The 26,118-nt window shown below is 32.1% G+C and carries 21 protein-coding genes; 15 read left to right on the plus strand and 6 right to left on the minus strand.

All coding sequences use genetic code 11. The annotated features are described in order from the left end of the window. Positions 1-4: 4 nt before the first annotated feature. Genes IFB02_RS05030 through hemH form a run of 4 tightly spaced genes read right to left on the minus strand, consistent with a single transcriptional unit; the run spans position 5 to position 4,440 of the window. A complete protein-coding gene (locus IFB02_RS05030) occupies positions 5-1,456 on the minus strand; it encodes a sensor histidine kinase (protein ID WP_106687975.1) in 1,452 nt (483 codons plus the stop codon). Positions 1,457-1,499: 43 nt separating this feature from the next. Next, positions 1,500-2,048 (minus strand): CopD family protein, encoded by a 549-nt coding sequence (locus IFB02_RS05035; RefSeq protein WP_106687976.1) that lies wholly within the window; start codon positions 2,046-2,048, stop codon positions 1,500-1,502. Next, complete coding sequence (locus IFB02_RS05040; RefSeq protein ID WP_106687977.1) at positions 2,035-3,396, minus strand: MATE family efflux transporter; 1,362 nt, start codon at positions 3,394-3,396, stop codon at positions 2,035-2,037. The genes IFB02_RS05035 and IFB02_RS05040 overlap by 14 nt, the downstream gene beginning before the upstream one ends. Beyond that, complete coding sequence (gene hemH / locus IFB02_RS05045) at positions 3,397-4,440, minus strand: ferrochelatase (protein WP_191073091.1); 1,044 nt, start codon at positions 4,438-4,440, stop codon at positions 3,397-3,399. It lies immediately after the preceding gene. 153 nt (positions 4,441-4,593) lie between these two features. Between hemH and IFB02_RS05050 the strand changes: the two genes are divergently transcribed. Continuing rightward, positions 4,594-8,091, plus strand: coding sequence for a TraB/GumN family protein (locus IFB02_RS05050; RefSeq protein ID WP_191073092.1), 3,498 nt, complete (start codon positions 4,594-4,596; stop codon positions 8,089-8,091). Positions 8,092-8,120: 29 nt separating this feature from the next. On the opposite strand, the gene IFB02_RS05055 is transcribed toward IFB02_RS05050, so the two are convergent. After that, positions 8,121-9,014, minus strand: coding sequence for an AraC family transcriptional regulator (locus tag IFB02_RS05055; protein WP_106687980.1), 894 nt, complete (start codon positions 9,012-9,014; stop codon positions 8,121-8,123). 198 nt (positions 9,015-9,212) lie between these two features. Between IFB02_RS05055 and hemA the strand changes: the two genes are divergently transcribed. From hemA to IFB02_RS05120, 13 genes are all read left to right on the plus strand, one after another. Further along, positions 9,213-10,475 carry a glutamyl-tRNA reductase gene (hemA, locus tag IFB02_RS05060; RefSeq protein ID WP_106687981.1) on the plus strand — a complete coding sequence of 421 codons (1,263 nt, stop codon included), beginning with the start codon at positions 9,213-9,215 and terminating at the stop codon, positions 10,473-10,475. After that, positions 10,468-12,057, plus strand: a complete 1,590-nt coding sequence (hemC, locus tag IFB02_RS05065; RefSeq protein WP_106687982.1) for a hydroxymethylbilane synthase — start codon at positions 10,468-10,470, stop codon at positions 12,055-12,057. Before hemA ends, hemC begins: the two co-directional genes overlap by 8 nt. 98 nt (positions 12,058-12,155) lie before the next feature. Next, entirely contained in the window at positions 12,156-13,181 is a 1,026-nt protein-coding gene (hemE, locus tag IFB02_RS05070; protein ID WP_106687983.1) for a uroporphyrinogen decarboxylase, read from the plus strand. Positions 13,182-13,376: 195 nt separating this feature from the next. Then, positions 13,377-14,126 (plus strand): EI24 domain-containing protein, encoded by a 750-nt coding sequence (locus IFB02_RS05075; protein ID WP_106687984.1) that lies wholly within the window; start codon positions 13,377-13,379, stop codon positions 14,124-14,126. A 1-nt stretch (position 14,127) separates the two neighbouring features. Next, complete coding sequence (locus IFB02_RS05080) at positions 14,128-14,667, plus strand: GNAT family N-acetyltransferase (protein WP_106687985.1); 540 nt, start codon at positions 14,128-14,130, stop codon at positions 14,665-14,667. Then, entirely contained in the window at positions 14,657-15,559 is a 903-nt protein-coding gene (hemF, locus tag IFB02_RS05085; protein ID WP_106688174.1) for an oxygen-dependent coproporphyrinogen oxidase, read from the plus strand. Before IFB02_RS05080 ends, hemF begins: the two co-directional genes overlap by 11 nt. Positions 15,560-15,562: 3 nt before the next feature. After that, positions 15,563-15,928: a YchJ family protein gene (locus IFB02_RS05090; protein WP_106687986.1), complete on the plus strand. Its 366-nt coding sequence runs from the start codon at positions 15,563-15,565 to the stop codon at positions 15,926-15,928. 34 nt (positions 15,929-15,962) lie between these two features. Beyond that, entirely contained in the window at positions 15,963-16,958 is a 996-nt protein-coding gene (hemB, locus tag IFB02_RS05095; protein WP_106687987.1) for a porphobilinogen synthase, read from the plus strand. A 114-nt stretch (positions 16,959-17,072) separates the two neighbouring features. Further along, positions 17,073-18,185 (plus strand): CNNM domain-containing protein, encoded by a 1,113-nt coding sequence (locus tag IFB02_RS05100; protein WP_106687988.1) that lies wholly within the window; start codon positions 17,073-17,075, stop codon positions 18,183-18,185. Next, entirely contained in the window at positions 18,185-18,724 is a 540-nt protein-coding gene (locus IFB02_RS05105; RefSeq protein ID WP_106687989.1) for a methylated-DNA--[protein]-cysteine S-methyltransferase, read from the plus strand. The genes IFB02_RS05100 and IFB02_RS05105 overlap by 1 nt, the downstream gene beginning before the upstream one ends. Further along, positions 18,724-19,251, plus strand: a complete 528-nt coding sequence (locus tag IFB02_RS05110; protein WP_106687990.1) for a DUF4442 domain-containing protein — start codon at positions 18,724-18,726, stop codon at positions 19,249-19,251. Before IFB02_RS05105 ends, IFB02_RS05110 begins: the two co-directional genes overlap by 1 nt. A gap of 42 nt (positions 19,252-19,293) precedes the next feature. Then, on the plus strand, positions 19,294-20,448 hold the full coding sequence (locus tag IFB02_RS05115; protein ID WP_191073093.1) for a serine hydrolase domain-containing protein: 1,155 nt from the start codon (positions 19,294-19,296) through the stop codon (positions 20,446-20,448). Beyond that, complete coding sequence (locus IFB02_RS05120) at positions 20,441-21,154, plus strand: 3'-5' exonuclease (RefSeq protein WP_106687992.1); 714 nt, start codon at positions 20,441-20,443, stop codon at positions 21,152-21,154. Before IFB02_RS05115 ends, IFB02_RS05120 begins: the two co-directional genes overlap by 8 nt. Before the next feature lie 168 nt (positions 21,155-21,322). On the opposite strand, the gene IFB02_RS13950 is transcribed toward IFB02_RS05120, so the two are convergent. Beyond that, positions 21,323-24,181: a GEVED domain-containing protein gene (locus IFB02_RS13950; protein WP_223878874.1), complete on the minus strand. Its 2,859-nt coding sequence runs from the start codon at positions 24,179-24,181 to the stop codon at positions 21,323-21,325. Positions 24,182-24,363: 182 nt separating this feature from the next. Between IFB02_RS13950 and IFB02_RS05135 the strand changes: the two genes are divergently transcribed. Then, positions 24,364-26,052 (plus strand): ABC transporter ATP-binding protein, encoded by a 1,689-nt coding sequence (locus IFB02_RS05135; RefSeq protein ID WP_191073094.1) that lies wholly within the window; start codon positions 24,364-24,366, stop codon positions 26,050-26,052. Positions 26,053-26,118 lie beyond the last annotated feature (66 nt).

Consider the following 26,118-nt stretch of genomic DNA (forward strand, 5'->3'; position numbering starts at 1 on the left):
TTTTTTATCCTTTAGGAAACAAAACGCTAAACGTTGTTCCTGTGTTTTCTTGAGTGACAAAGGTAATGTTTCCTTTGTAGGTTTCTACAATGTTTTTTACCATTGCTAATCCTAATCCCATACCGCTTGACTTTGTGGTAAATTTAGGTTCAAAAATTTTATCTTGATTCTCTTTTGATACACCAGATCCATTATCTGATATATTAATTTGTACTTCTGTATCTAAATCTAATACCTGTACCACTATTTTTGGTTGTTTACCTTCTGGTATGGCTTGTATACCATTTTTTACTAAGTTGGTAACTACACGTATTAACTGTGTACGATCTAACTTTGCAATAATTTCTTCTTTTTCTGGTAAAAATTCTATGTAATCTTCGTTAAAAATATCTAACGCTAAGTCTATAATTTTTACAACATTTAATTGTTCGTTTTGTTGAGCAGGCATTTTTGCAAAATTGGAAAATGCACTAGCTATAGAACTCATAGTATCTATTTGCTGAATTAGAGTTTTACTATACTCGTCTAATTTTTGGTGTATATCTGGATCTTCTGGATTAAATTTTCTTTGAAAACTTTGTACTGTTAATCGCATTGGCGTTAACGGATTTTTAATCTCGTGCGCTACTTGTTTAGCCATTTCGCGCCAAGCTTGCTCACGTTCGCTTCTTGCTAATTTTACAGCACTTTCTTCAAGCTCGTCTAGCATACTGTTGTAAGATTTTACCAGTGTATCAATTTCAGAAGAAGAAGATTTTATGACAATTTTTTCGTTTCGTTTTTCTAATCTAATCTGCTTAATTTTTTCACTAATTGTTTTTAGTGATTTGGTGATATACTTAGATATTAAAAACGCTAGTATTACTGCTATAATTAGCATTAAAATATAGGTGTAACCTAAACGCTCGAAAAATTCATTTAACTCGCGAGATAAAAAATCGTCATTTTCTAAATATGGTAAATTTAAAATCGCTAAAGGCTTAAACTTTTGATCTGTAATGTAAGTGTAAGACGACCTAAAACTTTGTCCTTTTACATCTCTTTTTTGGACATATCGATGGTCTACTGTAGAGTTTAAAATATTTAAAATTTCGGCATCTAAACATTTTTCTTTTACATCTTGTGGCAATGCTGCTTTAGACGAAATTAATAGCGTTCCTTCTAAATCATATAAATTAACTTGTAATCCATGTACGTCTGCTATTTTATAGATTTCTTCTTTAAAAATGAAAGGAATTTTCTCTGGAACAACTTCAAAAGACGTTTCTCTAATAACAAAATTAATGTGACGTTTTATGCTAGTTTCTTTACGTTCTAAACGTTGTTTATGATAATCTTGAGTTTCTTCTCTATATTGATATGCTGCAACCAATGCTATTAATATGGAAGCTAATAGCACTAAAGAAATCATTGCTATAAATATGCGTACACGAAGAGAAAGTTTTGCGATTTTCATTCCTTAAATATAGCAATAATCAAACCAAAATAGGAATAAGGTTTTAAGCGTTAGGATTTTTTTCGCGAATGCGTTTGTAAATTTTAAAACCAAGCATTAATAACACACCTAATACAATAATTCCTATTACTCCAAATACCCAATTTATGGCACTTTTTAAAATCACTAAAAACACAACAGCAAAGAGAATAAATGTAGCGCCTTCGTTCCAAAGTCGCATAAAATTAGATGTCTTTTTAACAATATCTTTTTGTAATTGCTTGTAATAAACGTGCGTTTTAAAATGATAAAGAAACAATAAAACTACAAATGTAAGTTTTACATGCATCCAAGGTTGTTCCAGCCAAAAAGGCTGTAAAACAAGTAACCAAACAGCAAATAGTGTTGCTAAGATTGCACTTGGCCAAGTAATGATAAACCATAACCGTTTTGCCATTAATTTTAATTGTTTTCCTAAAATTTCTTTTTCTGGCGATGGTTTATAAAAAGCTTCTATTTGATATACAAACAAACGCGGAATATAAAACAAACCTGCAAACCAAGTAACAACAAATATTAAGTGTAGTGATTTAATGTAATTATAATACTCCATTAGACGGTTTTGTTAGGTTATTTTTTACTTCGCGATATAAAAAATATGCGGTTACTAAAGTTGATAAAATATCTGCAATTGGAAAACTAAGCCATACTCCAAGCTCACCAAACATATTAGGCAAAACTAAAAGTAAAGGTATAAAAATAAAACCTTGACGAGTTAATGTTAATAATAATGCAGGAACTGCTTTACCAATTGCTTGAAAATAAGCTGCACCAATTAACTGTATTGCTATTATTGGCGTAACCGCAAAAACCCAACGCATTGCGTTAGGTGTTTGTTTTAAAACTTCTTGATCTGCTGTGAACAATCTTGTTATGTAATCTGGAAACACCATTAAAAGTATAAACACTAAAGTCCCTAAAATAACAGCATATTTTATTGCTGTATAAATGGTTTGCTTAACACGTTGGTAATTTTTTGCTCCGTAATTAAAACCAGCTATTGGCAAAAACCCTTGAGTAATACCATACACAGGAAATAATGCAAACATTAACATACGTCCTACAATAGCGTAAGCTGTAACAGAGTTTTCTCCTCCTAATTTGTATAAAATATTATTTAAAAATAAATAGGTTACGCTAACCACAGCTTGTCTAGATAAGGTTACAAAACCAAGACTAGCTATTTCTGAAACTATAGGCTTGTCTAACCTAAATTGATTGGCTTGAATTTTTAACGTTGAATATTTTGAATAGAAATACCATAAAATATAAACAAAACAACATAAATACGATCCAGTTGTTGCCCAAGCAGCACCAGCCATTCCTAAGTCTAAAAATTTAATAAATATAATATCCAGAAAAAGATTACCCAAAGATGGGATAAGCATAGCATACATTGCAAATTTGGGATTTCCTTCTGCACGTATTACGGTGTTACCCATCATACAAAGTGCTAAAAAAGGAATACCATACAATACAATAGTATAGTAGATTTTTGCGGGTTCAAAAATATCACCTTTACCTCCAAAAGCTGGTATTATTTGATTTACAAACAACAAACCAAATACCACAAAAACTATTGTAAACAACAGTGTTAAAGTAATTTGATTACCAAAAACGCGTAGCGCTTTTTTGTAATTATCTTCTCCTAAAGCTCTAGATATGATAGACGATCCACCAACACCAATACTCATCCCTAAAGCTGCAATAAAAAACGAAACAGGAAGCACAACATTTATAGCCGCAATTGCAATAGATCCTATCCATTGCCCTACAAATATTGTATCTACTAAAATATTAAGCGACATAACAAGAATACCTATAGATGCAGGTACAGCTTGTTTAATCAAAAGCTTTGGTATTGCTTCTGTGCCAAGATTAGCAGAATTACTTTGTTTCATTTAAGCGTTTTGATTGGCATTAGACCAATTATTAATCCAACTTACTAGATTATTTACCCAATTTTGATCTGTATTTAAGCAAGGTACTGTTGTAAATTCTTTACCACCAACTTCATGAAAAATTTCTTCACCTTCCATAGCGATTTCTTCTAAAGTTTCTAGACAATCACTTACAAAAGCTGGTGTGACAATTGCCATATTTTTTATACCACTTTGTCCTAATTTTTCAATGGTTCTGTCTGTATATGGTTGTAACCATGGATCAAATCCTAATCTAGACTGGAAGGATGTAGAATATGTTCCTTCTTCTAAATTTAAATACTCTGCAACTAACCGTGTTACTTCTTTACATTGGTGTTTGTAACAAAACTCATGCGCTTTACTTGGTACTTTACAACATGCGCAGTCTACTATATCACTTGGTTTACAATGTCCGTTGGTGATATCACTTTTTCTAATGTGACGTTCTGGAACACCATGATAAGAAAACAATAGATGCTCGTAGTTTTTACCTTGTAAGTGAGATTTTATAGACTCTGCTAAGGTTTTAATATATTCTGGTTTATTGTAAAATGCTGGTAAGCTTTCAATTTTTAAATTAGGAAAATGTTGTTGCCTAATTTCTTCAGCTAAGACTAAAATCGTTTCTGTGGTAGCCATAGCAAATTGCGGATAAAGCGGAATTAAAAACACCTCTTCCACACCTTTATCAACTAAATCTTGTAAGCCTTTTTTTATCGTCATGCTACCATAACGCATGGCTAATCCAACAGGAATATCTAATTGTTCTTGTACTTTTTCTTGTAATTGCTCACTTAAAACAATTAAAGGCGATCCATTTTCCCACCAAATTTTTTGATAGGCTTTGGCACTTTGTTTTGGTCTAGTGTTTAATATTATACCTTTTACAAGCAAGGTTCTTGCCCATTTTGGCACGTCTATAACACGTGGATCCATTAAAAATTCGCCTAAATATGTTTTTACATCTTTTGGGTTTGGACTATCGGGTGATCCTAAGTTTACTAAAAGTACTCCTTTTTTCATCTACAATAATTTAAGTTGCAAAAATACAACTCTAATTTATAATAAGCATTAAAATATAAATCTAGCGTATACTAAAAGTCTATCATTAGATAAGTAAAATCTTTTAGTTATAATTTAGTTTAATATATTTACTGTATAGATATTCAGTTTTTTATGAAAAAAATCATTGTTGTACTACTTTGTACAATTTCGCTATCATCTTTTGCTCAACAAGACAATCAAAGTTTATTATGGGAAATTACAGGAAATAATCTAACCAAACCTTCTTACATATATGGCACCATGCATGTTAGCAAAAAAGTTGCTTTTAGGTTAGATGATATCTTTTTTGAGGCTTTAGAAAATACCGAAAGTATTGCTCTAGAATCTGATCCTTCTACTTGGTTACCTTACAATTATGAATCGTTAATATTAACGCCTCAAAACTATACCTATGGGGATTATGACAAGAATTTTTATTCTTACATGTTTAATCTAAATCATCCTAAAGAGCTAGATATTAGAGGTAGTATTAGGTCTAATAATAGAATGATTAACGGGTATTTATACCGTAAAGATGGTGCTTCAGATAATTTTGAAGAAGAAACTTATCTAGATATGTTTATCTATCAAGCAGGAAAAAAACAAAACAAACCCATTCACAGCTTGGAAGACCTAGAAGAATCTAGATATCTAGTAACAAAAGCACAACATAATGCTAGAAAACCTAAAATAGATCCTTGGCTGCAAAAATTATATGAAAAAGAAAGTCCGTATTTACTTCAAGAAAACACTTATAGAGACAGAAATTTAAACCTTTTAGACTCTATTGGTGCTGCGTCTAATACAGAGTTTTTTAGACAAAATATGCTTTATACAAGAAACTCAAATATGGTTAAAGTCATGGACAGTATTATGAAATACCAATCTATGTTTGCAGGTGTTGGCGCTGCCCATTTACCCGGAAAAAAAGGCATGCTACAATTATTAAAAGATAAAGGTTATAAAGTAAAAGCGCTAACTTCTTTACAATCATTAACAGGAAAACATAAAAAAGAGGCATTAGAAGATAAAATGATACCTCAACCAACTAGTTTAAATAGTACGCCAGATCATTTTTTAACCTTAAATACATTTACACCTTTATATGAATTTGCTTATGGCACACAAAAATATTACATATCTCCAGATATGACTAATGGTGCTTACCTTACCATTAACAGATATAACACATTTGAATTTTTACCAAACGAAAAAGACATTACACTAGAACGTTTAAACGATTTTCTTTTTGAAGATATTCCAGGTGACATTATTAAAAAGGAACAGCTTAACCAACCTTATCCTGGCATTAGTGTATTAAACAAAACTAAAAAAGGTGATTATCAAAAATATCATATTTACAAAACTCCTTTAGAAATAATAATTATTAAGCTAGCTGGACAAAAGGAATATGTATTAAACAAAGAAGCCGAAATTTTCAATTCAATCTCCTTTAAAACACCAAGTAATTCAACTAAAAAATTCACATCACCATTTAATAAATATAGTGTTGTATTTCCGGAATTTTATGTAACAGAAAACTTAGAAAATGCAGGTCAAAAATTAATACAAGGACTTACAAATAATGGTTATTATTTTTTAAAAGAAGCTGCTTTTAATGACACGTATTACATAGAGGAAGATAAATTTGAAGCTAAATTTATTGTAACTAATTTTTTTAAAGATTTAGAATTAGAAAATACTTCTGGCCAATTTAAAAATTTCAACAATTACTATAGTTATCAAGGAGAAGCAAAAAAAGATACTATAGACAAACAACATATACACCTAAAAAGTATAGTAAAAGATGGTAGTTATTATCTATTAGGCTTTGTAGGTAAATCACCTGAACATGCAACTACTTATTTTAATTCGTTTTCATTTTTAAAAACCAAACACGAAGGCTTTAAAAAAGTGATAGATACATCGCTACATTTTCAAGTAATTACAAACACAAAAGCGCCAACACAAAGCGATTATTATAATTACGGATCAAAGAAAAAAGACTACGAACAAAAACGTACAAATACAACGTATTTTTCTAAAGCTAACGAACAGATTGACATCACAAAAACAAAATTTCATGATCTACAGATGTATAAAAACATAGACAGCTTATGGAATGAAATTACAGAAGAATATAAAACACATGAAGATATAGACGACTATTCCAATAGCTTTAAACCTTATAATATTGTAAAGCCAAAAAAATATAAAAAGGACGACAAATATTATTACGAATATTCCATAAAAGACTCCTTTAGTGCAAAAGAAATCTTAGTAAAAAACATTTTAAAGAAAGGTGCATTATTTCAACTAAAAACATTAACAGATACTATTTCTGGACCATCTAAATTTATAACAACGTTTTATGATACATTTGATCCATTAGATACCTTGTTAGGAAAATCGGTATTTACCGATAAAACAAATATATACTTTGAAGCATTAAAAAATAACGATAGTATTATACTTAAAGCAGACTCTAAAATTAAATTTAGTAAATCTAACGCAAGTACAATAATAGATATAATTAAAAACTTTGATTTTCCGGATAACAAGAAGGACATTAAAACCTATTTAATAGAGCAATTAAGCACATTAGAAGATTCTAGAACAAATGCATTTTTAAAGCAATTATATATAGACTCTTACTCCAATCCAGATATCCAGACTACAATATTAAAGTCGCTAATAAAAAGTAAAACAAAAAAATCTTACGATCAGTTTTTAGAATTATTAAGTAAAGATTTACCGTTAGATAATAGTGTAAATTATATGTTTTACTCTTATAAAGATTCATTACAACTTAAAAAATCTCTATTTCCAGATGTGTTACAATACACAACAATAGAAGAATATAAAGCACCAATTTACAAGCTATTAACACGCTTAAAAGACAGCAGTATTGTCAAAACAAAACTTTATAAAAAATATAAAAAACAAATACTTACCGACGGGAAAATAGAAATTAAACGAAGTCTAAGTACTAAAAACAATTACAGTTACAGATCGCACACATCTTTGCTACCAGAATACATAAAATTATTATTTCCTTACAGAAAAGAACAAAACACTAAAACATTTTTTGACAAGTTATTAGATACAGAAAACAATAACGCCTTAACAACATACTACGTATTTTTAGAGCAAGCAAACGAAACAATACCAGAAAAGTTAAAAGAGAAGACCATAAACGAATTTAAAAACCAATCTACTTTAGTAGAAAAAATGTATAAACATAAATTATACAAGCCATACTTAAAATCTCAAATCACTCAAGAGATGTTTGCAAAATCTTATCTTTTTGAAAACAAAACCATTCAAAAAGACAGAGATTCAATTCACTTTTTAGGAAAAAAAGAATTCACCACAGACGACGATCAAAACGGAGACATCTATTTTTACATGTTAGTAAAAAAACGAGATAAAAGAGAAGACAAGCGATTTTATTATGCTGCATTTTTAAAACCAAAACATCCAGACAGATTACAAACTAAAGTCTACTATAAATCTGGTTATAGTGGAGATTATATAGACCAAAATAAAGAAAACAAAGATCTTATTCAAGATGTATTAGACCTTGTAATACATAAAAACAGAAAACGATTAAAAAGTAGCGGTTACTAAAAAAAAGGATGCAATTTTGCATCCTTTTTTCACTTAGATTGAATGTATTTTTTTGGAGTAATACCGTATTTTTTCTTAAACGCTGCTATAAAATGACTAGCAGTACTATAGCCAACTTTTAAACCAACTTCGTTAACATTATGCGCACCACTTTCTAGTAACTTACGCGCAACTTCCATTTTGTAATCAAATAAAAAACTAAATACAGAATCGCCATAAATTTGTTTAAATCCTTCTTTAAGTTTTTTAAGTGGCAATCCAATGTCTTCAGATAATTCTTGTAGCGTTGGTGGCTCTGACATTTTCGCGATAATAATATCTTTTGCGCGCTTTATTTTTGCCACATTGGTTTCATCTACTAAAAACGGACATTGTTCTGTATCTGCATCTTCTGCCCTATTAAAATACAAGCTTAAAAGCTCGTAAGCCTTTCCTTTAAAATATAGATTCTTAATAGACGAATTCAAATTATAATTCACAATTTGATTTAAAGTAATAGCCATAGATGGCGAAATTTTTCCGTCTTTATAATATTTTTTATCGCGATTATCTTCACTTAAAAACGTTACATAATTGGCTTCTTGAGAAAATAAACTATGAAATTTTTCTATTGAAATTATCAACGTCACCAACCAACAATTAGGATTAACCTCTAAATGAATGGGTAAATCGCGTTCTGGATTATATAAAAGTAAAGAGCTTTCTTCTTTAATATCCAAACGGTAATTACCATTATTAAAAACAAAGGTACTTTCACCTTTTAAACAGAAATGAAATTGAATATAACTGCTATCAATGTAGCGTTCAATGACTTGATTTTCAGTAGATTCATTTTGATAAGATAACACAAAAACGTGATCGTCTACTTGCGTTTCTTCAAAAGAACCTTTAGCGACATTTTTATTAGAGGTTGAAAGTGACATAAATACAATTTTATTTAGAATGATTCTAAACAAAAACGTTCAAAACCATTGCTTTTACTACAAAAATATGACTTTTGTCATTGTTTTTAAAAAAACGCGGCTAAAAAACGCTAATCGATATTAAAAGTTCTTTCAGCGTTATTTTTTACTAGTCTTCCTGCATAAATTTGTAATCCTAAAAGTCCCAGTCAGGTAAACATGGAGCAATATCAAAAAACATTAGGCACATATTTTTATGCCTTAGGTTTAAGTTACAAAAAAGCAGATGCAGAAATTAGAGGTCATTTTAGTTTAGATGACAACTCTAAAACTGCACTATTACAGCAAGCTAAAGCTAATGGTGTAGAAAGCTTAATTGTAACATCTACCTGTAACAGAACCGAAATTTACGGTTTTGCGCAACATCCTTACCAATTAATCCAGTTGCTTTGTGACAATTCTAAAGGTAATATAGAAGAGTTTCAAAAATATGCTTACATCTATAAAGGTAACGATGCTGTATCGCATTTATTTAAAGTTGGCTCTGGTTTAGACAGTCAAATTTTAGGTGACTTTGAAATTATAGGACAACTTAAAAAAAGTGCGCTAGCCTCTAAAGAATATAATCTTTTAAATCCGTTTTTAGAACGATTACTTAACTCGGTAATACAAGCTAGCAAACGCATAAAGACAGAAACCGATATTTCTACAGGTGCAACAAGTGTGTCTTTTGCTTCTGTGCAATATATTCTTAATACAGTTGAAAACGTTTCAGATAAAAACATTCTTTTATTCGGAACAGGAAAAATTGGTCGTAATACGTGTGAAAATTTAGTAAAACACTCTAAAAATTCGCACATCACTTTAATTAACCGTACAAAAGATAAAGCCGAAGCTATTGCAGGAAAATTCAATCTAATAGTAAAAGATTATGCAAACCTTCAAGAAGAAATTAATAAAGCAGATATCTTAATTGTAGCTACAGGCGCACAAAACCCAACAGTTGATAAACACTTAATTCAGTCTAAAAAAGAGTTATTAATTTTAGATTTATCTATACCAAAAAATGTAGATAATAATGTAACTGAATTAGATCAAGTAAAATTAGTACACTTAGATCATTTATCACAAATCACTGACGAAACATTAGAACGCAGAAAACAACACATACCTTTAGCCGAGGCTATTATCGAAACCATAAAAAGTGATTTTGATGCTTGGATAGCTACAAGAAAATTTGCGCCAACAATTAAAGCTTTAAAACATAAATTATTAGATTTTAAAGCAGCCGAGTTAGATACACAACGCAAAAAAATAGCTAATTTTAATGAAGAACAAGCCGAATTGATTAGCAACAATATTATACAAAAGATTACAAATCACTTTGCGCATCACTTAAAAGATAATTTAACATCTACAGACGATAGTCTAGAACTTATAAAAAAAGTGTTTCAATTAGAAAACACCACAACAAATGTCTAAAACAATTAGAATAGGAACTCGTGATAGCGAGTTAGCATTATACCAAGCCAAAGTTGTCCAAAAATTATTAGAAGAAAAAGGTCATAAAACCATATTAGTACCTGTAAAATCTACAGGAGACATCGTTTTAGACAAACCACTTTACGAGCTTGGTATTACCGGGATTTTTACCAGAACTTTAGATATTGCAATGCTTAATAACGATGTAGACATTGCAGTACACTCTTTAAAAGATGTTCCTACTGTATTACCCAAAGGTATCGTACAAGCTGCAGTATTAAAACGCGGTAATATTCGTGACACATTGGTATTCAAAAAAAATGAAGAATTTTTAGCTTCAAAAAAAGGAACCATTGCAACAGGTAGCTTACGTAGACGTGCACAATGGTTAAACCGTTATCCTACACATAATGTAGTAGATTTAAGAGGTAATGTTAATACGCGCTTACAAAAGCTTGAAGATAACGATTGGGACGGAGCAATTTTTGCAGCAGCAGGAATAGGCAGACTTAACATTAGACCAGAAAACGCTGTAAACTTAGATTGGATGGTACCGGCACCAGCGCAAGGCGCTATTATGGTTGCTGGTTTAGAGGAAGATCAAGAATTATTAGATATACTATCGGAAATTAATCACGAAGAAACCGAAATTTGTACATCCATAGAGCGTAAGTTTTTAAATACTTTAGAAGGTGGTTGCACTGCTCCAATTGGTGGAAATGCTTACATAAAAGATGACGAAATTCACTTTCATGGCGTTTTATTAAGCAAAGACGGAACAAAAAAAGTTGAAGTAAAAAGAAGTAAACCATTAGGAGAGCATCATGATCTAGCTGTTTGGGCTGCCAATTACATAATAGATCGTGGCGGAAAACGATTAATGGATCAACTAAAAAACGAAGATAAAGAAGTAAATATTTACTCAACCAAATCGTTTACAGAAGATCAACGATTATTATTTAATGAAAAAGTTACAGCAGAAAGTAACGATTTTATAAAAATAAGCCTAAACCGTATTCATCCAAGATTTGTAAAAAACAAGATTGAAAACGTAGTTATTACTAGCAAAAATGCAGTCGAAGCCTTATTAACAAGCTTCTCTCCTATCGAGCTTCAATTTAAAAACATCTATTGCGTTGGAAGACGTACTAAAAAACTAATAGAAAAACGCATTGGAAAGGTTAAGCAAAGCGAAAAAAACGCAAAAAAACTAGCCAATTATTTAGTTGAATATATGGAAGGTACAGAAGTAACTTATTTCTGTAGCAACTTACGCTTAGACGATTTACCAAGCATTTTAGAAAACAACAATATTAAGGTAAACGAAATTGAAGCCTATCAAACAAAATACGATAGCTTAAAAATACCAGAATCTGTAGAAGGCGTAATGTTTTACAGTCCTTCAACAGTACAGAGTTATAAAAAAGAAAACGTTGCTAATGGTATTGCATTTTGTATTGGCGAAACTACAGCAAAAGAAGCAAGTAAACATTTTAAAGATGTACGTATTGCCAAAGTACCAACTGTAGAAAGCGTTATAGAACTAGTAAATGATTACTTCCTGCAAAAGCAGGAATCTTAATAATTAAATTAAGATAGCTGTCATTCCTGTATATGCAGGAATGCATAAAAAGAAATATAAATTAAATAGGTTCCTGCTTTCGCAGGAATGACAAAAATATGATTAAGAACGATTTATTTTTAAGAGCATTAAAAGGAGAAACCGTAGAACGTCCACCAGTTTGGATGATGCGTCAAGCAGGTCGTTACCTTCCAGAATTTATGGAAATTAAAGCCAAATACGATTTCTTTACACGTTGTCAAACACCAGAATTAGCAAGCGAAATTACCGTACAACCTATACGTCGTTACGGTATGGATGCAGCTATTTTATTTAGTGATATTTTAGTGATTCCTCAAGCTATGAATATTGAGGTACAAATGAAACCTAATTTTGGTCCCTATTTACCAAATCCAATACGCACACAACAAGATGTAGACAATGTAATTGTACCAGACGTTACAGAAGCATTAGACTACGTATATCAAGCCATAAAAGCAACCAAAGAAAAACTTAATGATGAGATTCCGTTAATAGGTTTTGCAGGTTCACCATGGACAATTTTATGCTACTGCGTACAAGGACAAGGCAGCAAAAACTTTGATAAAGCCAAAAAATTCTGTTTTACAAATCCAGTTGCAGCGCATCAAATGCTTCAAAAAATAACAGATACAACCATTGCCTACTTAAAAGAAAAAGTAAAAGCAGGTTGCAACGCTGTGCAAGTGTTTGATTCTTGGGGCGGAATGCTTTCTCCTGAAGATTATCAAGAATTTTCATGGAAATACATTCAACAAATTATAGATGCTTTAAAAGATGATGCTCCTGTAATTGCATTTGGTAAAGGTTGCTGGTTTGCGTTGGACGTTATGGCAAAATCTGGTGCATCTGCTTTAGGTGTAGACTGGACGTGTTCTCCTAAAAATGCACGTTATTTAACTGGCGGAAACATTACTTTACAAGGTAATTTTGATCCAACACGATTATATTCTTCACCAGAAAAAATTAAAACTATGGTGACAGATATGATTAACCAATTTGGAAAAGATAAATACATCGTTAATTTAGGTCATGGTATTTTACCAGACATACCTTTAGAAAACGCAAAAGCATTTATAGATGCTGTAAAAAACTATAAAGCTTAAAATTTTTAAGGCGTTACCTACTTTTTTAGTAACAACTAGTCATAAATTTAAACTAATAGATGTAAAAAAGTAGGTCGCGCTTTCGGCAGTCGCTTTTTATTTGCTTTTAGTAGCAAATAAAAGAGCTTCAACAAAGCCTCAATCGCTAACGTGTCAAGCAGAGCGTAGTCAAAGCACAACTTTTAAACTAAAGTTATGATAAAAAACATACTACAAGGGTTACAAGGTTATACAGGAGCTTTCGGCTTAATTTCAAAATTAAAACTCTGGAAATATTTTTTCGTTCCCATCATCATTAGCTTTGTAACAGCTTTAGTTATTGGTGTTTCGGCTTACGGATTATCAGATAATATTGGTAATTTTATCGCTAAAGTTTGGTTTTGGGATTGGGGAAAAGAGACCTTTACAACCATTTCATCTTTTATTGGTGGTTTTGTAGTTGTTGCTTTGGGCTTAATACTTTACAAGCATATTATTATGGCGCTTTCTGCACCTTTTATGAGTCCTGTATCAGAAAAAATTGAAGCACATTTAACAGGCATTCAACAACATCAACATCGTAATACATCGTTTTCAGAACAATTATCAAGAGGTATCAAAATAAACCTTAGAAATTTAACTAGAGAATTATTACTAACCCTACCAATATTATTAATTAGTTTTATTCCTGTAATAGGCATAATATCAAGTATATTACTATTTTTAACACAAGCCTATTACGCTGGTTTTGGTAATATGGATTACACCTTAGAAAGACATTTTAAGTATAACGAAAGTATAAGTTTTGTTAGACGTTATCGTGGTATTGCAATAGGTAATGGTATTGTTTTTATGTTACTACTTTTAATCCCTATTTTTGGTATCATACTCGTATTACCTTTGTCGGTTACTGCTGCGTCTTTAAAAACGGTACAAGTGATTAATGCCGAAAAATTAAGCCATTAAAATGAATTTAAGATTTGACAACTTTGAAATCAATCCAATCCATAACGGTGACGCTTGGAAATTATGTGATTTTATTGTAGCAAATCAAGATAGACTAAAACGCTATTTTCCTAAAACATTAGCTCAAAATTTAACTCCAACCTTATCTCAATTATTCGTAGATAAAAAGGTAAAACAGTTTTATAATAAAGAAGAATTTCTATTTACAATAAAACAATCTGAGTCAAGAGAATTAGCAGGTATAATCTATATAAAAGAGCTAAATTGGAACACAAAACAAGGGGAATATGCATACTGCATTGGTTATCCTTTTGAAGGAAAAAACATTACCTCTAAAGCGGTTAAATGTTTAAGCGAATTTGCATTTACCCAATTACAATTAAACACCTTACAAATTATAGTTCATAAAGATAATATTGGAAGCGTAAAAGTCGCTAAGAATACTAATTTTAAATGGATTAAAACTTTAAAAAACGAATTTACTCCAAATGGCGAAAAGCCATTAGATATGGAATTATATGAATTACATAATGAAACATAAATTTTACCAATACATACAAGACTTACAAAACACAATTACTGCTGGCTTAGAGGCTATAGACGGAAAAGCCAAATTTGAAGAAGATATTTGGGTTAGATCAGAAGGTGGCGGCGGACGTACACGCGTGATCCAAAACGGAAATGTGTTTGAAAAAGGCGGTGTAAATATTTCTGGTGTACACGGTAAATTACCAGATAGTATGCAAAAGTATTTTGGTGTAGAAGATGCCGATTTTTTTGCATGCGGTTTAAGTCTTGTTATTCACCCGAAAAGTCCAATGGTGCCAACGGTACATGCCAATTGGCGCTATTTTGAAATGTATGACCAAGATGGAAATATTGTAGACCAATGGTTTGGTGGCGGACAAGATTTAACGCCTTATTACCTTTTTGAGGAAGATGCTTCACATTTCCATCAAGTGTGTAAAACCGCTTGCGATAAACACAATCCAGAATTTTATCCAAAATACAAAGCACGTTGTGACGAGTATTTTCATAACACACATCGTAACGAAGCACGAGGTATTGGCGGATTATTTTTTGACTATTGCAAAGCAACAGAAGAAATGAGCATGGAAAACTGGTACGATTTTGTAACCGAAGTTGGCGATAGTTTCCTTGAAGCCTATCTTCCTATAGTTGAAAAACGTAAAGATTTACCATACACAAAAGCACAACGCGATTGGCAAGAAATACGTCGTGGTCGTTATGTAGAATTCAATTTAGTACATGATAAAGGCACATTGTTTGGTTTAAAAACTAACGGACGTATAGAAAGTATTTTAATGAGTCTTCCACCACATGTACAATGGGTTTACGATCATAATCCAGAAGACGGTAGTGACGAAGCTAAATTGTTAGACGTATTAAAAAACCCTAAAAACTGGGTATAACTTATGGATTGCTATTGCGGATCACAAAAATCCTATAAAGAGTGCTGCGAAATCTTTCATAAAAATGGAGGTAAAACAGAAACTGCTGAACAATTAATGCGTTCAAGATATTCTGCTTTTGTATTAGCAAATGGTGATTATCTAATGCAAACACATCATAAAAGTACAAGACCTACAAAAGACAAGAAAAATATCGAAAAATGGGCAAAATCTGTTCAGTGGATAAAATTAGAAGTATTAGAAAGTACTGTAGATACAGTAAAATTTAACGCATTCTTTTTTGAAAACGGAAAACCAGATGTTATCCATGAAAATTCTAAATTTGTAAAAGAAAATAACCATTGGTATTATCTAGGTTTTGCAAAATAAATCATTTAAGTAAATACTTAAAAAACACAATTACATGTATCCTTTAAGAAGAAACAGAAGACTAAGAACTAACGAGGCTATAAGAAGCTTAGTTAGAGAAACCATTATATCTCCAAACGATTTTTTAGTACCACTTTTTGTGGTAGAAGGTAAAGGCGTAAAAGAAGAAATTGCATCTATGCCAAACTATTATCGCTACAGTTTAGATTTATTAGAAAATGAAGTCAAAGAACTATGGAAGTTAGGCTTAAAGTCGGTATTACTATTTGTAAAAGTACCTGATAACTTAAAAGATAATAAAGGAACAGAAGCTTTAAATCCAGATGGACTAATGCAACGCGCCATTAAAACGGTAAAAAATGCCTGTCCAAACATGTTAGTAATGACAGATGTGGCTTTAGATCCATTTTCGTCTTACGGTCATGATGGTATTGTAGACAACGGACAAATTATTAATGATGATACTGCTGAAGTTTTAGCAGAAATGAGCGTCTCTCATGCAGAAGCAGGTGCCGATTTTGTAGCGCCAAGCGATATGATGGATGGACGTATTTTAACCATTCGTGAAGCATTAGAAGACGAAGGTTTTATCAACACAGGTATTATGAGTTATTCTGCTAAATATGCATCTGCATTTTATGGACCATTTCGTGATGCGTTAGACTCTGCTCCAGTAGATATGGTTGATGTACCAAAAGACAAAAAAACCTACCAAATGGATTATGCAAACCGTTTTGAAGCCATAAGAGAAACCGAAATGGATATAGACGAAGGTGCAGATATTGTTATGGTAAAACCAGGATTATGCTACCTAGATATTGTACGTGAGATTAAAAACGAAGTTGATGTTCCTGTAGCAGTTTATCAAGTCTCTGGTGAGTATGCCATGCTTAAAGCTGCTGCCGAAAAAGGTTGGCTAGATCATGACGCAGTAATGCTAGAGCAAGTTACAGCAATAAAACGTGCTGGCGCAGACATTATTGCCTCTTATTTTGCTAAAGATGTCGTTAAGATTATTAATCATAGTTAACTATTTAAATAAAAAATAAACATAGCTAGTCATCCTGAGCGCAGTCGAAGGATTGCTAAAGATGTTGTAAAATTATTATCGTAACTTAGCACAAACTAAAACCAAAAACAACCTATGGGATTACTCCTTTTTTACGCGTTTGTATCGATTTTCTTTTCGTTTTTATGCTCTATTTTAGAAGCTGTTTTACTTAGTATCACACCAACATTTATTAATGTTAAAAAACAAGAAGGTAAGCTTTATGCAGAAGATTTAGAGGCTTTAAAAAAAGATGTAGATCGTCCATTAATAGCTATTTTAACTTTAAATACTATTGCTCACACAGTTGGTGCCATATTGGTTGGTGTACAAGCAAAAGCTGCATATGCAGAACTTTTTGGTTCTGAAATAAAATCGTTTTTAGGCATTAAATTTACAGAAGATGTTATGGTTGGTGTAGTATCATCAATTATGACGGTTTTAATATTAGTAGCTTCAGAGATTATTCCAAAAACCATAGGCGCAACGTATTGGAAAAAGCTAGCTAACTTTACTACAAAAGCACTTCATATATTAATATTTCCGCTTAAATGGACAGGAATATTATGGATCTTACAACTTACCACAAAGTTAATTGGCGGTAAAGGTCATCATGGAAGCGTACTAAGTCGTGAAGATTTTCATGCAATGACAGATATGGCTCACGAAGAAGGTGTATTTCAAGAAAACGAAAGTAAAATCATAAAAAATCTTTTAACCTTTAAAGATGTAATGGCTAAAGATGTCATGACGCCAAGAACCGTTATGAAAACCGAAAGCGATGCCACATCTGTAGAAGACTTTTTTAATAAAAACCTAAACCTTCGTTTTTCAAGAATTCCTATTTATACCGATGCAGAAGACAACATTAAAGGATTAGTTTTAAAAGACGAAATCTTCAAGGAAATGGCTTTAGGTAATGGTACAAAAAAGCTAGCAGATTTAAGAAGAGATATTATTATTGTAGAAAGAAATTTACCAATACCAACACTTTTTGAAAAATTAGTAGAAACCAGAAACCACATGGCTTTAGTTGTTGACGAATACGGAAGTGTTAGTGGTTTGGTAACTATGGAAGACGTTATAGAAACGCTTTTAGGACTTGAAATTATGGACGAAAGTGATAACGTTTCTGATCTTCAACATTTAGCAAGAAAAAGTTGGGAAGCACGTGCTAAAAAACTAGGAATTATAGAAAACGAAAATTAATGGAAACCTGCTACATCAATTCGCCTTTAGGAGTCACTAAAATCGAAGGTGATGTAGATGGTATAATGTCTATTTCGGTATTAAATAATAATGAACTCGCCGAAACTAATGAAGGCGAAACCGATAGTTTGTCATTCCCACGAAAGTGGGAATCTCAAGAAAAACTAACCGATATCATTCCAGAAGTCTTACAAGACTGTGTTTATCAACTTAACGAGTATTTTGAGGGTAAACGACAAACCTTCAGTTTAAAATTAAATCCGCAAGGCACAGATTTTCAACAAAAAGTTTGGGACGCTTTGCAAACTATACCTTTCGGTACAACAACAACTTACCTTAAATTATCACAACAATTAGGCGATGTAAAAGCTATTAGAGCTGTTGCAAACGCCAATGGTAAAAATCCGCTATGGATTGTTATTCCGTGTCATCGCGTTATTGGCAGTGATGGAAGTTTAACAGGTTATGCTGGCGGATTGCACCGCAAACAATGGTTGTTAGAGCATGAAAGTCCATACAAACAACAAACTTTATTTTAATGTATAAAACAGCGACACAGATTTTAACCCGTTTTTTAAAACCTTCAACCATTTACAAATATGGTTTTAATTGGTCGCCAATGTATAGACGTACTACAGCAAAAATAATTTCTGTAAGTGATAATTTACATTACGTAAAAATCAAAATGTCTTTAAATTGGAAAAACCGAAATTATGCTGGTTCTATATTTGGAGGAAGCATGCTTGCAGCAACAGATCCAATTTATATGATTCAACTAATTCAAATACTTGGTAACGATTACGTTGTTTGGGATAAGGCTGTTACTGCACGATATAAACGACCAGGAAAAGGGACCATTTATGGCGAATTTATTTTTGATAAAAATGAAATCCTTGATTTAAAATCTCAACTAGAACAAACGCCTCAAGTAGATATTATAAAGACCATGCAATTAGTGAACGATAAAGGAGAAACAATTGCCGAATTTGATAAAACACTTTACATAGCTACAAAGACGTTTTATAAAGAAAAAATAGCGTCAAGAAACGCAAAAAAAGAAAACTAGCCATAATTTCATTATATTTAATTACCATAAACTAACTTAAAAATGAGATTGATTAAAAAAACTTTTAAAGTACTAATCATACTTTTTGCCCTAATAATCGCAACCCTTTACATAACAGATACAGACTATTTAATAAAAGCGGTAAGAACAATTTACCTTAGAGGTTATACTACAGCATTTTTGGACGATTATAAAAAATTTGATAATGCAACAATAGATATTAGCCAACCTCAACCATGGAAAAATCATAAAAATTACAATAGGGTAAAGCCAACAAATAAGTTAGAAACCACCAATAAAGATCTTGGTACAGTTGCTTATGTAATTATTAAAAATGATAGTATTTGGTTTGAAAAATATTATGATGGTTATAATGAAAACTCAAAATCAAACTCCTTTTCTATGGCAAAAAGCTACGTATCTGCAATGTTGGGTAAAGCTATAATGCAAGGTCATATAAAAAGTTTAGATCAACCTGTTTGCGATTTTTTACCTGCATTTTGCGATGGTAAAGCAGCAAAAATGACGGTTGGAGACTTATCTTCAATGAGTTCCGGAACCAATTGGGACGAAGCTTATTATTCGCCATTTTCCATCACAACACGTGCTTATTTTGACGATGATTTAGCCAAAGTAATGAATGGCTTAAAAGTGGTAAATACTCCAGGACAAGCCTTTAAATATGCAAGTGGTGACACACAAATGTTAGCAATGGCTATAGAAAAAGCAACAGGAAAAAAACTATATGACTATTTAGAAGAAAGTTTTTGGAAGCCTTTAGGTAGCGAAAACCAAACCCTTTGGCAATTAGACAGCGAAGAACACGATTTGGTAAAAGCCTATTGTTGTATTGCAAGTAATGCTAAAGATTTTGCACGTTTAGGAAAACTATACAAAGATCATGGTAAATGGAACGGAAAACAAGTGTTAGATTCGGCATTTATTGCAAAATCGATAACACCAAGATTTAAAGAAAGTCCAGAATACGGTTACGGTTGGTGGTTAAAAAACGCAGGAGACAAATCCTTTTTTATGATGCGTGGTCATTTAGGACAATATGTTATTGTTGAGCCAGAAGACAACGTAATTATTGTAAGACTTGGACATAGCAAAGGACCTGGTGACGCTGTAGCTACTTTTACACCAGATATTTCAATTTACATTGAAGAAGCTTATAAAATGTTGGAGAATGATTAACAAACTCAATCTAGAACACATATTATTTTTAGATATTGAAACCGTTCCAGAAACGCAGCATTTTTCTGATTTAGATGCTACTAAACAAGCACTTTGGGAACACAAATCGCAATACCAACGTAAAGACGATTTTACCGCAGAAGAATTTTATGAACGCGCAGGTATTTGGGCAGAGTTTGGTAAAATTATATGTATTTCGGTTGGATATTTTAAAATTCATGGTGATACAAGAGTGTTTAGAACAACCTCTTTTTATGGTGAAGAACAACAACTTTTACAAGATTTTAAAAACCTACTTACTACACATTTTAGTCATGCAAAACATTTACTATGTGCACATAATGGTAAGGAATTTGACTTCCCGTACATTGCAAGGCGAATGATTATAAACAATATGGAATTACCATATAAACTTAACCTTTTTGGTAAAAAACCTTGGGAAGTACCTCATCTTGATACTTTAGAATTATGGAAGTTTGGCGACTATAAAACCTTTACTTCTCTTAAATTATTAACTAATGTTTTAGGCATACCTTCACCAAAAGATGATATTGATGGTAGCGAAGTATTTAGAGTGTATTATGAAGAAAATAATATAGACAGAATTATTACCTATTGCGAAAAAGACACTATTGCTGTAGCGCAAATATTATTGCGTTTAAGAGGTGATAATTTATTAGAAGAAGACGAAATTCTTCATGTTTAAAATCTTTATTCAAAATTAAAGTTGTCAGGTCGAGCGCATTGTCAGGTCGAGCGCAGTCGAGACCTAATTCTTTTAAGTCTAAACCACATTTGAGGTAACTGAAAATTAAAAATCCAGAGCTTTCACTCTGGATTTTATAGTTTAATGGTTGGTTGATTAGTTAAGGGATTATTCTTTTATAAATCGTTTGATTTTAGATTTTTCACCAATGTTTACTTGTAAAATATAAACACCAGCATCAAACTTAGCCACATCAATATTAGATGTAAACTTACCTTTTAATACCGTTTGACCTAACATGTTTTTAATTTCGTAAGTCTGAGCTTCAAAACCAATTAGTTCGATATTTAAAGATTGTTTAACTGGATTTGGGTATACCAAAAATTGGTTGTTAGATTGGCTTGAAGATGTTACAGTACTAGTAAATGACTTAGCATTATTTGTTAAACAGAAGTTTGTAGTTTCACTACTAGTAAACGATCCACCAGAAGCTAATGTAGCACCAGTATCTGTGTTTGTTAAGGTATACGAACCATTTCCGTATGAACAGCAAATACCATCTCCGTAAGCATCTGTAATCGTAAAGTTATAACAACCATCATCTAAACATCCAATAGGAATATTTAAAGTAGATCCATCTGCTTGCGAACCGTAAGTACCGCCAGACGCAACTGTTTGACCAGAATTATTGGTTAATGTCCAAGCGGTTTCTTCTGGATAGTTATCAAAAGTAATTGATAATGTTACATTAGAACAACCTGCATTACCGCCACCAGAAGTAGATAGGTTAATAGCATCTACCGCCATATCACCTTGCCAAGTTGTGCCAGTTACACCATTAAAACGCAATTGAACAGTGCCACCAACATAAGCACTTAAATCTACAGTAGCAGTTTGCCAAGAATTACCTTGGTTACCCGATTGGTTCCAAACGTTAGTCCAACTTGCACCGTTATTATCACTTGCTTGTAACGCTAAACTTCCCATAGAAGTTGCACCGTACATATGATAATCAAAACTAAAAGTTGCTTGAGATTCTGCACTTAAATCAAAACAAGGTGAGTTTAAAATTGCTCTTTTTGTCGAGTAATTTGGTGAAGAAGACTCCATATACACATAATATGTTCCAGCACTTGCGCTAGATGGTCCAGTGTTGCTTGAAGGCGTTCCGTTGGCATCAACAGTCCAGTTAAAGTCATCTGATGTTGATTGCGTCCAAGCACCTAAAGTATTTTCAAAACTTTCAGAATAAGGGAATGCACTAATACCACCAGAACAAGATCCTGTTGTTGGTTGTGTAACAATTACTGTTCTTGTTACTTGTGAAGCAGCGTTTCCTGCTGAATCACTTACGTTATAAAATCTTGTGTATGTTCCGGCTGCGTTAGTATTTACAGTTCCTGTTATAACAATGCTCGAAGAAATATCTCCATCTTGATTATCTGTAGCAGTTGCACCTAATTCTGTATAAGTGTCTCCAACTTCTAAATTAATTGTAGATGCTCCAGTTAATGTAATTACTGGTGGCGTTGTATCTGGTGTTCCTGTTATAATATTAACCGTATAATCTTCAACTTCACCATAAGAGAATGCCTCACAAGATGTTGGTATTCCGTTATATTTCATAGAAACTCTCATTCTTGTTGCTCCGTTAGTAGCTGAAGCTGGTACTGAAAAACTTCCGCTAACTGGTGAAGTTTGTGTTGCTGCATTTGTCCAAACTTGCTCTCCAGAATCTGTAAAATCACCATCTTGGTTATAATCAATCCATACAGAATACCCTTCTGCATAAGTAGTTCCTGTCCAAGTTGGAGTTACTGTTACCGTGTAACCAGAACCTTTAGATAAGTCTGTAGAAATACTTGTAAAATCTGAATACGTTTGAGCTCCAGAAGCATTATCTATACTTGCTAATTGTACTCTAGAAATATATTCGTCATTAACATTATTTCCTTGTGATGCACAATATTGTGGACCTGTTTGACAAGGCGCGCAAGATCCGCCACAATCTACACCAGTTTCGTCTCCATTTTGTACACCATCGTTACATGTTGGTTGAGGCGCTGCACCACATTTATCTGATAAGGCAAGGCTTCTTCTTACTCCGCCAGCTTCTAAAACAGCACGCATACGGTTTTTTTGACCTTGCGTGAATAAGTTCATACAAGAATCGTCTGAGTAATCCATGTAGTTTTGTGGCATATCTGTAGATCCACAAGACGTTTGTCCAGTTGGACAACCATAATTAGCGGTTTGGTGCGTTGGTGTGTCACTTACAAAATCGTTACCACAATTAGCATCTCCCCAAATGTGTCTTAAATTTAAGTAATGACCAACCTCATGTGTTGTTGTTCTACCACCATCAAAAGGTGCAGAAACGCTACCTACACGACCAAAATAGTTATATGCCATTACAACACCATCTGTTGCAGCATTACCACCTGGAAATTGAGCGTATCCTAATATAGTACTTCCTCCACTTGTCATTCTTGGAACAATCCACATATTAAGATATTGACTTGTGTCCCAAGGATCTACTCCGCCAGTAGAAGAACGTTTCATATCATCACTTGTTCCCCAATCTTGTCTAGTTACTTGTTTTCTGGTAATACCAGTTGTAGCATTTCCGTTAGGATCTACAGTTACTAGACAGAATTGAATCTCGGTATCTGCAGCTTGTGACCAAGTGTTATCTGCATCTGGATTTGTTCTTCTAAAATCTTCATTTAAAACATCTAACTGAGATTGAATTTGTGCAACACTAATATTCTCGGTAGAATTTCGATACAAAACATGTACTACTACTGGCAATGTAATGATGCTTCCATCTACTCTATTAGAATTGTTTTGCATTTGCTCAATTTTGGTTTGTGTAAATGCTTCAATTTGAGCCATTCTTTGCTCAAGTTTAGGATCTTGTTGTTTTCTGTACTCTAGATTTTCCATAGTAGCACATTCGCGTTGTTGTGCATACGAGAAAACCACAAAAAACAAACTTAAAAACGATAAAGTAATTGTTTTTTTCATACTTAAAGTTTTGGTTTTTAATTAATTATTTTGCTAAATTTTTGTTAATGTATTAATATATTAAATACATAAGTGAGATTTTATTAATTATTTCGACTAAAAACGATAAAAAAAATTTTATTCGAATTATTGTACGGTTTTAACCACAATCCATTGCAAGAAATTAGTTACTTTTACATATAATGAGCAAGCCTTTACTAAAAATAGACAACTTATCGATTGGGTTTAAATCTGATAAACATTTCATTTCAATTATAAAATCAATCTCTTATTCTATTTATGAAAATGAAATAGTTGGTGTAGTAGGAGAATCTGGATCTGGAAAATCTGTTTCATCACTTGCTATTATGGGATTATTACCCAAAACAACAAGCAAAATTACTTCTGGAACAATTACATATAACTCGTTTGATCTAACTTCTATTAAAGAAAAAGCGTATCAAAAATTAAGAGGTAATGAAATAGCAATGATATTTCAAGAACCTATGAGCTCTTTAAACCCTTCTATGCGCTGTGGTAAACAGGTAGAAGAGGTATTAAAAAAACACACTTCTTTATCTAAAACAGAAGTAAAAAAAGAGGTATTATCACTGTTTGAAAAGGTAAAATTACCAAATCCAAATCGCGTATTTAATGCTTATCCGCATGAAATTTCTGGCGGACAAAAACAACGTGTTATGATAGCTATAGCTATTGCTTGTAAGCCTAAATTATTAATCGCAGACGAGCCAACTACAGCACTAGATGTTACAGTACAAAAGGAAATTATTTTATTATTAAAAGAGCTACAAGAAGACACTAAAATGAGTATTTTATTTATTACTCACGATTTATCTTTAATATCTGAAATAGCGCAACGTACTTTTGTAATGTATAAAGGTGAAATTGTTGAACAAAATACAACCGAAAATATATTTAATCATCCAAAAAACGAATACACTAAAGCTTTAATAAAAGCAAGACCTTCTTTAAACGAAAGACTAGAGCGTTTACCTACAATACAAGACGTAATGCAAAATAATATCGATAACAAGATAATTACTGCATTAGAACGCGCAAAAAAACATAAATCCATTTACGGTAAAAACCCTATTTTGGAAGTAAAAAATCTTGAAAAAGAATACATTTCTAAAACTGGACTTTTTAAAACAATAGAAAAGTTTAAAGCTGTAGACGATGTGAGCTTTAAATTATATGAAGGCGAAACTCTTGGATTGGTTGGAGAATCTGGTTGCGGAAAATCTACTTTAGGTAATGCCCTTTTATTATTAGATCAAGCTACTTCTGGACAAATTTTATATAAAGGTAAAGATATTACCAACCTTACTAAAAAGGAAATAAAATCTTTACGTAAAGACATTCAAATTATATTTCAAGATCCATTTGCTTCTTTAAATCCACGTTTAACCGTTGGTGAAGCTATTATGGAACCTATGCAAGTACATAACCTTTATACTTCTAAAGAAGAAAGAAAAGAAGAGACATTAAATTTATTAGAAAAAGTAGGATTAACAAAAGCTGCTTTTTACAAATATCCTCATCAATTTTCTGGAGGACAACGACAACGTATAGGAATTGCTAGAACAATTGCTTTAAGACCAAAATTAATTGTTTGTGACGAATCTGTTTCTGCTTTAGATATTTCTGTACAAGCACAAGTTTTAAATCTTCTTAATGAATTAAAGGAAAACTTTGGCTTTACTTATATTTTTATTTCTCATGATTTAGCAGTTGTAAAATACATGAGTGATCAATTATTAGTTATGAATAAAGGTAAAATTGAAGAGCTAGATGATGCAGATGTTATTTATGCTTCACCTAAAAAAGAGTATACAAAAAAATTGATAGACGCAATCCCAAAAGGATTATAACATAAACAGCTTTTTAGTAAGTACAAAAAGATTTTTAGTTAATCTAAATGTGTTTTTTACCGAAAT

The organism is Mesoflavibacter profundi, from assembly GCF_014764305.1.
Lineage (GTDB): Bacteria > Bacteroidota > Bacteroidia > Flavobacteriales > Flavobacteriaceae > Mesoflavibacter > Mesoflavibacter profundi.